The organism is Cohnella endophytica (genome assembly GCF_003628305.1).
Lineage (GTDB): Bacteria > Bacillota > Bacilli > Paenibacillales > Paenibacillaceae > Cohnella > Cohnella endophytica.
This window is the reverse complement of the sequence record NZ_RBZM01000025.1, coordinates 1-1,370: the sequence shown is the minus strand read 5'-3', so window position 1 is coordinate 1,370 and position 1,370 is coordinate 1. Positions and strand designations below refer to the sequence as shown.

The following is a 1,370-nucleotide window of genomic DNA, read 5'->3' as shown; positions in this document are numbered from 1 at the left end:
ACCTCAAGCTGTGATGGGGAGGGAAAATCATAGTACCGAAGGTCATGTACCCACGCTGCCAAGAAAAGCCTCTAGCCAGGAGAAGGTGCCCGTACCGCAAACCGACACAGGTGGGCGAGATGAGAATTCTAAGGCGCGCGGAAGAACTCTCGTTAAGGAACTCGGCAAAATGACCCCGTAACTTCGGGAGAAGGGGTGCCCCGGTAGTGTGAATAGCACGAGGGGGCCGCAGTGAAGAGGCCCAAGCGACTGTTTAGCAAAAACACAGGTCTGTGCGAAGCCGTAAGGCGAAGTATACGGGCTGACGCCTGCCCGGTGCTGGAAGGTTAAGAGGAGTGGTTAGGGGCAACCCGAAGCTATGAATTGAAGCCCCAGTAAACGGCGGCCGTAACTATAACGGTCCTAAGGTAGCGAAATTCCTTGTCAGGTAAATTCTGACCCGCACGAATGGCGTAACGACTTGGGCGCTGTCTCAACGAGAGATCCGGTGAAATTTTAGTACCTGTGAAGATGCAGGTTACCCGCGACGTGACGGAAAGACCCCATGGAGCTTTACTGTAGCTTGATATTGAACTTTGGTACGGTCTGTACAGGATAGGTGGGAGCCTATGAAGCAGGAGCGCAAGCTTCTGTGGAGGCGCCGTTGGGATACCACCCTGATCGTATCGGAGTTCTAACCTACTACCCTTACCGGGTAGAGGGACCGTGTCAGGCGGACAGTTTGACTGGGGCGGTCGCCTCCTAAAGAGTAACGGAGGCGCTCTAAGGTTCCCTCAGCGCGGTTGGAAATCGCGCGCAGAGTGCAAAGGCATAAGGGAGCTTGACTGCGAGACCTACAAGTCGAGCAGGGACGAAAGTCGGACTTAGTGATCCGGTGGTACCGAATGGAAGGGCCATCGCTCAACGGATAAAAGCTACCCTGGGGATAACAGGCTTATCTCCCCCAAGAGTCCACATCGACGGGGAGGTTTGGCACCTCGATGTCGGCTCATCGCATCCTGGGGCTGAAGTAGGTCCCAAGGGTTGGGCTGTTCGCCCATTAAAGCGGTACGCGAGCTGGGTTCAGAACGTCGTGAGACAGTTCGGTCCCTATCTGTCGCGGGCGTAGGAAATTTGAGAGGGGCTGTCCTTAGTACGAGAGGACCGGGATGGACGCACCGCTGGTGTACCAGTTGTTCCGCCAGGAGCACCGCTGGGTAGCCAAGTGCGGAAGGGATAAGCGCTGAAAGCATCTAAGCGCGAAGCCTGCCTCAAGATGAGATTTCCCAATTCGTAAGACCCCTTGAAGAACACGAGGTTGATAGGCTCGGGGTGGAAGCGCGGTAACGTGTGGAGCTGACGAGTACTAATCGGTCGAGGGCTTATCCTAA

Annotated in this window: 1 rRNA gene; it reads left to right on the top strand. The window is 55.5% G+C overall.

The features are described 5' to 3' along the window. A 23S ribosomal RNA gene (locus D7Z26_RS27085) occupies nucleotides 1-1,369 on the top strand; the annotation flags it as partial. Between the last annotated feature and the right edge of the window lies 1 nt (nucleotide 1,370).